Source organism: Halomonas citrativorans, assembly GCF_014898005.1.
In the GTDB taxonomy this organism is placed as follows: domain Bacteria; phylum Pseudomonadota; class Gammaproteobacteria; order Pseudomonadales; family Halomonadaceae; genus Vreelandella; species Vreelandella citrativorans.
This window is the reverse complement of the sequence record NZ_JABUYX010000024.1, coordinates 39,960-47,322: the sequence shown is the minus strand read 5'-3', so window position 1 is coordinate 47,322 and position 7,363 is coordinate 39,960. Positions and strand designations below refer to the sequence as shown.

Here is a 7,363-nt window from a genome sequence, read left to right as displayed (position 1 = left end):
CAGAGCAGCGGCATTGAGCAGGTCAACCTGGCCGTGACCCAGATGGACCAGATGACCCAACAAAACGCCGGGCTGGTGCAAGAGAGCAATCACGCGACCCAGATGCTTGCGCAGCTTAGTACCCAACTGCGCGAGCGTGTGTCTCACTTCCGAGTGGATCACCAGTCGCCCCTAACCCCCCTACCATCACGCTCATCAACGTCACGCGTTACACACGACGATAGCGATTTTTAAACCAGGCTAGCAGCAGAAAAACGCCCCCTTGGCTTTTTTGGCCACGGGGGCGTTTTTGATTGTATGCCCCACCTTTTCAGCGCGCTTATAGCGAATTTTCAACGCCCTTCTAACGAGTTTTATGTAGTTCGCCTTAAGTAACAGAGCGTTAGGCCGATATAGGTATAGGATGTATTCGTTACTTACTTAGCTGTGATAGGAAAATAATAATGCAAATAACAACAACACAAAAACTCTGGGGAACGCTGGGCATCATCTGGATCACCATGCTGCTGCTGGTGGGCTGGCTTGCTTGGGAGAATCGCCAAACGATCGAAAGCGAACGCCGCGACAGCATTCAATACATCGTCGAAAGCGTGCATAACCAGATTGAAGTGTTACAAGAAAGGGTCGCCGCTGGCGAACTGAGCCTTGAAGAAGCGCAACAACGCGCTATCGATAATATGTCCAGTGTGAGCTTTGGCGCTGATGAATATATTTTCTCTTTCAATGACGATTTAATTGTCATCTCCCACCCTAGCCGAACACCTGGCGATGATATGAGCCGCTATGAAGATGCCGGCGGCATGCTGCTGTATCCCGAACTGCTTCGCACAGCGCAAGCGGGAGGCGGCCACGTTGGCTACCATGCTCGCCGTGCCAATGGCGACGAGCAGCTACCTAAAATCAGCTATGTGGCCTACCTGCCTGAGTGGGAGTGGTCACTGGCAACCGGCGTTTATGTGGATGATATTAACGAAGCATTCATTGCCAACTTGCTGCATTCCATCATCATGCTGTTAATCATCGGCTTGCCGGCCACTCTGCTGATGGGCTGGGTCATTCGTGATGTTTCTCGCCGCCTGGGCGGAGACCCGCGTTATGCGGCAACGGTGGTGCGTTATATTGCGGATGGCGACCTTACCCGTAGTACCCAGCTTTCCAGCCGTGACCAAGCAAGCCTGCTTTATGATATTAATCGTATGCGGCAGACGTTAGCCGGAACGATTGGCGATATTCATCACGGTGCCGACCAGGTCAACAGTGGCGTTGAGCAAATTGTGGGCGTTAACGAAGAGCTTTCAACCCGCACCGAACAGCAGGCTGCCTCCCTTGCCGAAACAGCCTCCAGCATGGAAGAGCTCACCGCCACTGTGAAACAGAATGCTGACCATGCCGAGCATGCCCGCCAATTGGCCACGAACACGGCAAATAATGCGCAGCGCGGCAGCGACGCAATGACCACGGTGGTCAGTACCATGGCCACGATTAATGAAAGCTCGGCGGAAATGAGCAGTATCGTGAACACCATTGATGCCATCGCGTTTCAGACCAATATCTTGGCACTGAATGCCTCGGTGGAAGCAGCACGCGCAGGCGAACAGGGCCGTGGCTTTGCAGTGGTCGCCAATGAGGTACGCCAGCTTGCCAGCCGTTCAGCATCGGCCGCTCAGGAAATCAAAAAGCTGATTGAAAACTCCGGCGCTAAAGTCGCCGAAGGCAGCCAGCAAGTCCGCAATACCGGTGACATTATCAATAGCGTGGTCACCGACATCCAACAGCTCAGCACGCTGGTACAGGAGATATCCGCCGCCACCAGTGAACAGAGCAGCGGCATTGAGCAGGTCAACCTGGCCGTGACCCAGATGGACCAGATGACCCAACAAAACGCCGGGCTGGTGCAAGAGAGTACTCATACCACCCAAATGTTAGCGCAGCTTAGTACTCAACTGCGTCAGAAAGTTGCTCACTTCCGTGTAGATCAAAACGGCGAAGAAGCGCAAGCAGCCCTCCCGCAATACCACTAACAAGCACACAAGCCCCATTCGCTGGCTAAAGCTCCCACAATGCTCATCAAGCCTCAAGGCCAAGCAAACATTGTGGGAGCCCAGCTCATCAAGCTTCCAGGGGGTGGGCGAGCATTAGCCTGCCCCACAATTTATTTAAGCAGTATTTGAAGCAGCGCCAGCTAAACGCACTGTTATGATGTATTTCAGCAAGATTATAAAAACGTGAGCCTTGTCAAAACGTTTAAGCCGACTTTAAACGCTTGGAAAAACCTACACTACAACTATACTTAAATTGTACTCGCTAGCAATTCCCCCCTCCCCTGAGGCTAGCGAGCTACTTCGAGCCAAGCTCTTTTGCCCGCCCACCCCGGCGGGCTTTTTTACTCAATATGAATGACGACTTCGACGCGTCGATTGCGTGACCGACCTTCTGGCGTGCTGTTATCTTCAAGTGGCTGAGTAGCGGCGAGCCCAACCGCTCTTAGGCGCTCAGGCGCGACGCCTTCCGCTTCTAGTGCTTCGACAATAGCAATGGCCCGTGCACTGGAGAGTGCCCAGTTTGAAGAAAACTCCTCGGTGCTAATACTCTGGCTGTCTGAGTGGCCCTCTACCCATACCTCCCCTTCGTATCGCTGAATGGTTTCCAGCAGGCTGCCGACCAGTGAGCTTCCTCCACTGGTGAGCTGTGCCTCAGCGGAAGGGAACAGCAGTTGATCCTGAACGCGTAAACTAATCCCCTCCGCCACCCGGGAAACCTCAACACCTTCCAGGTCGGGCAAATAGGGGGAGACATCAACACGCTCGACCAGGGAGGCCTGAAGTACCTGGGCACTATTGATCGCATCCATGGATACTTCCTGAACATTCACCGGGGGGTGGTCTGTCAGTAGCACCATATAATCGGCCAAGGGCGTCGCTAATGCCTCATCATCCGTGCGCATTAACAGCGTAGGCAGCTCCACAGGAGGCATCCACGCTAACGGTTCAGCAACCTCTTCTGGCGGTATAACCTCCACAGGGGCAAGTGCCAGCAGTGGCGGCGGCGCTTCGGGTGTAGCCTCAGGTTCAGCAATACGACTGGGCAACCCGGCAACGCCAAGTGCCGCGCTCAGCGCGTAAGGGTCCAGCCCTCGCCGCCACGCTTCAATAGTGCGCTGTTGCCGTGCATCTTCTATTGGCTCTGGAAGCGGTATGTTAAGTGTAAGATCTGACGTTTGAGCCGCCTCTTCTGAGGATGCTTGAAACAGTTCAGGTGCCTTGGCACCCGCTGCCGCCACAATAATGACAAATAGCGCCACCAGCAGCGTCATAATATCGATGTAGCTAATCATCCATCCGCTACCACTTTCATCGGCAGGATAGGCGGACATTAGCGTATCATGGCGCGAGCCGCCGCGATGGTCTTCAAGCATGCGTGTTATCGCTCATTCAAGTTTTCAATCCCGTGGCCGATGGTTACCAAGCATGGTAAAACTAGACAAGTCTATCAAAGACCCTATGACACGATAAGGAACCTCTGGTGCAGAGCTGCTTAAGCCATTTACTAACGCCCCCATTATTCCGTATTGCCTGTGCAGGGTTTGCAAGCTTACTGCTAAGCGGCTGCTTCTATGCCAACACCTCGCAGGCCCCCATCGCCACCACCTATCCCTATACTGAGCAGCAACGTATGCAGGCCGCTCACCACTGGGAAGTACTGGCGCGCTATGAAACCAACCGCATTCTACAGCGTGAGCGCGTGCGTTTTCGGGATTTATATATCACCGAGCCTGACCACCAAAGCCTGAGTACGTATAGCGGCGGCGAATTTGAACGCGGTTTTCGCACGCTACTAACCAGCGAGCTCGTTTCGCGTGGCGCCAACCTCACTACGCTGCCAACGGCCAACACCGCCGATGTCCATATCGGCGTGGAAGTAGTTGAACACCGAGACCGGGGCTTTATTCGCCCGCCAGTCGGTACCTTTACAGCCCTAACAGCAGGCATTGCGGTCGCGACTATCCCCTATAACCACTGGGCAGAACCCGCGCTTGGATTAATACCCGCCGGGATTGCTGCCGACGCCGTTAGCGGTAGCTGGACCTCTACAGGCAATGAAGAGGTTATTATCACCATTCAGATAACCGACGATGAGCGTATTCTTTACTCCTCATCGAATATCTATTACATCAATGCAGGCGACCGCCGCCAATATGCGCCGCATCGCGTTCCGCAAGCACCGGCTGTCCCCTCTATCCCGGTAACAGGTACCTGGTAACGCCATGCATTTCATATCGTCGACATCACCGCATCCGCACACGTTTCTAGCGACTAGCCGCCTGTTATTGATGGGCCTTTTGCTGCTTTTCATAGCGGGCTGTGCCACGAACAGTGCTAACAGCAAGCCGCGCCCGCCAGAGCCCGACCTTTCTGAGCTGGCGCATAAAGCTGCTCAACAGATGGTGGCTGGCAACCCAGATATCACGCGCTACAACCCCATGATTGCCGCGACCTTTGTCAACATCGACAACCTCACGCAATCCTCCACGTTTGGGCGTATCAGCTCGGAAATCATGGCCTCGGCCCTTGCGCAGCAGGGCATGCAGGTGCGTGAAGTCAAAATGCGCCACAGCATGTTTATTGAGGAGAAAGTGGGCGAGTTGATCCTTTCTCGCGAGGTACAGAGCTTAAGCTCACAATATAATGCACGCTCTATTTTGATGGGCACCTATGCCCAAGGGCAGGATTACCTCTACGTAAGCACACGTGTCGTACGTTCAAGCGATGCCATGGTATTGGGCAGTGCAGATTTTCAAGTAAAGCTGGATAATAACATGCGTAGCTTGCTGGAAGGCCAAGGGGGCTGGTAAACGCGCCCATAGTGAACACTCACTATGGGCCACCTACTCAACTGCCCTGTATGTCTCACCGGCAATGTCGTTTTAATCGTTATTATCAGGCCCTGCAGTATGAAGATATGGAAAGATAAGTCAGGTTATTTCAAGAAAAAATCTCTACAGTGGGCCAACCAAACACGCCATGAGGATATCCAGCGTGTTTTAGTGATACGCCAATGTGCTTTTGGCGACTATATGGCGGCCCGTCCCTTCCTGGTTGAATTAAAAAGGACCTTTACTAACGCGCACGTGACGCTGGCAACCACCCGCAAATACCGCTATGCCGTGCCTGAAGACCTGGTCGATGACATTTTCATCCATGACACATCAACCGGCATTCAAGAACAGTACAAATCGCTTACAACGCTTGGTAAGTTCGATATTGTGTTTGACCTTGCGGATACTTCTCGCTCAAGGGCACTCACACTATTGAGCAGTGCGCATTTAAAAATGGGGTTTCCATATCGCCCCTGGTACAACCGCTGGCTGTATGACGTTACTCTGCCCCGCTCAAACTACCATTACGAAGCCGAGGTCTTACTCGACTTCTTAAGCGTATTCGGCAACCAGCCCTCGTACCCGCTCGATTTTGCGCTGCCCGTTCACTCCCCAAGCGAGAGTGCTCGCGCTATCTACTATTTCCCCTTTGCGTCTGGAACCAATAAATCTGTTCCACAGGACGTATGGAAGGCGCTTATGTTACGCACTGCCTCACAGTTTCCTGATTATCAGCATATTTTGCTGGAAGGGGCCAACGAGAGTGAAAAAGGGGATTTCCTGCTCGCCGAGGCCGCGCAGCACGCCAACATTACGATCCAGCACAAACTCCCCCTAGAGGAGCTTACGCACACCATGGCCCAAGCAGATTTACTTGTTTGCGGCGATACGGGCGTAAGAAACCTGGCACTGGCCACGCACACGCCCACCTTGGGCATTTTTTATTCGACGCTGCCTTACCGCTATTGGCCCAGGTACGAGCCACAACATACGTGTTTATTTAACCAGGATGGGCGCATCCCTGACGTTGATCAAATTCTCGAAGCGATGGCGTCGTTTATCCCTCGCCCTGAGTAATCAGGCATCATTTCACTTTTACGCGTCGCTAAAACCAAAAGGCCTACACGATTTAACGTGCAGGCCTTTTTTCAGATATGGCGTGAATTGGTGAGCCTTACGGGCTAACCAGGCACTTCACGCAACCCCTTATCACAACGTTACTTATAAACCGGGAAGCGGCCGCAAACTTCTGCCACTTTCTCTGCCACTTGAGCCTCAATGGCGCCGGTGTCTTCGCCTTTGGCCAGCACATCCAGGATGTCACAGATCCAGCCTGCAAGCTGACGGCACTCTTCTTCACCGAAACCACGTGTAGTCACCGCTGGCGTACCGATACGCAGGCCTGAGGTAACAAACGGGCTTTGCGGGTCGTTAGGCACGGCGTTTTTGTTAACAGTGATATGGGCACGGCCTAGTGCCGCATCAGCATCTTTACCGGTCACGCCCTGCTTGATTAATGAGAGCAGGAAGAGATGGTCTTCGGTACCGCCGGAAACGATATCAAAGCCTCGCTCCATAAACACACCGGCCATTACCTTAGCATTTTTAACGACCTGCTGCTGGTAGGCTTTAAACTCAGGCGACATGGCTTCTTTGAAGCAGACCGCTTTTGCCGCAATCGCGTGCATTAACGGGCCGCCCTGACCGCCGGGGAAGACGGCAGACTGCAGCTTTTTCTCAATGTCGGCATCATTTTCAGCCGACAGAATCACGCCACTACGCGGACCACGCAGCGTTTTGTGTGTCGTTGAAGTGACCACATGAGCATGAGGCAAGGGGCTTGGGTAAACGCCCGCGGCGACCAGACCCGCCACGTGTGCCATATCAACCAATAAGTAAGCGCCTACTTCGTCAGCGATTTCGCGGAATTTGGCCCAATCGACAATTTGTGAGTAGGCAGAGAAACCGGCAATGATCATTTTCGGCTTGTGTTCACGGGCCAATTCAGCTACTTGATCATAATCGATCAGGCCTTGCTCCTTTAGGCCGTACTGAACCGCATTGTACTGCTTGCCAGAGAAGCTAGGCTTGGCGCCGTGGGTCAAGTGACCGCCTGCGTCCAGGCTCATGCCTAAAATGGTGTCGCCCGGCTTAACCAGCGCTAAAAATACCGCGCTGTTGGCCTGGGAGCCGGAGTGCGGCTGCACGTTCACGTAGGTGGCGCCAAACAGCTCTTTTGCGTAGTCAATCGCGAGGTTTTCAGCGATATCGACAAACTCGCAGCCGCCATAGTAGCGCTTGCCCGGATAACCTTCAGCGTATTTGTTGGTCAGCTGGCTACCTTGCGCTTCCATTACGCGGGGGCTTGCGTAGTTTTCGGAAGCAATTAATTCAATGTGCGCTTCTTGACGGGCCACTTCTTTCTGCATGGCGTCAAACAGCGCATCATCAAATCCGGCAATTGTCATATCGCGGCTGAACATTGGC

6 protein-coding genes and 1 pseudogene are annotated in these 7,363 nt (G+C 53.4%); 5 read left to right on the top strand and 2 right to left on the bottom strand.

Features of this window, described 5'->3' with window-relative positions; genetic code table 11:
• Positions 1 to 234 (top strand): annotated as a pseudogene (locus tag INT20_RS15445) (hypothetical protein); the annotation flags it as partial.
• Between the two features lie 206 nt (positions 235 to 440).
• Entirely contained in the window at positions 441 to 2,021 is a 1,581-nt protein-coding gene (locus INT20_RS15440; RefSeq protein ID WP_193057254.1) for a methyl-accepting chemotaxis protein, read from the top strand.
• Between the two features lie 362 nt (positions 2,022 to 2,383).
• Here INT20_RS15440 and INT20_RS15435 read toward each other — a convergent pair whose 3' ends face one another.
• Entirely contained in the window at positions 2,384 to 3,415 is a 1,032-nt protein-coding gene (locus tag INT20_RS15435; RefSeq protein ID WP_193057250.1) for an OmpA family protein, read from the bottom strand.
• A 107-nt stretch (positions 3,416 to 3,522) separates the two neighbouring features.
• Here INT20_RS15435 and INT20_RS15430 point away from each other — a divergent pair, with 107 nt between their 5' ends.
• The 3 genes from INT20_RS15430 to INT20_RS15420 all read left to right on the top strand — a co-directional run bounded on the left by INT20_RS15430 (position 3,523) and on the right by INT20_RS15420 (position 5,953).
• Positions 3,523 to 4,260, top strand: a complete 738-nt coding sequence (locus INT20_RS15430; protein WP_319643864.1) for a hypothetical protein — start codon at positions 3,523 to 3,525, stop codon at positions 4,258 to 4,260.
• A 4-nt stretch (positions 4,261 to 4,264) separates the two neighbouring features.
• The gene (locus tag INT20_RS15425; RefSeq protein ID WP_193057249.1) at positions 4,265 to 4,852 is read left to right on the top strand and encodes a FlgO family outer membrane protein; all 588 of its coding nucleotides are present in this window, start codon (positions 4,265 to 4,267) and stop codon (positions 4,850 to 4,852) included.
• Between the two features lie 99 nt (positions 4,853 to 4,951).
• Positions 4,952 to 5,953 carry a glycosyltransferase family 9 protein gene (locus INT20_RS15420; protein WP_193057248.1) on the top strand — a complete coding sequence of 334 codons (1,002 nt, stop codon included), beginning with the start codon at positions 4,952 to 4,954 and terminating at the stop codon, positions 5,951 to 5,953.
• Between the two features lie 140 nt (positions 5,954 to 6,093).
• On the opposite strand, the gene glyA is transcribed toward INT20_RS15420, so the two are convergent.
• Positions 6,094 to 7,359 (bottom strand): serine hydroxymethyltransferase, encoded by a 1,266-nt coding sequence (gene glyA / locus INT20_RS15415; protein WP_193057253.1) that lies wholly within the window; start codon positions 7,357 to 7,359, stop codon positions 6,094 to 6,096.
• Positions 7,360 to 7,363 lie beyond the last annotated feature (4 nt).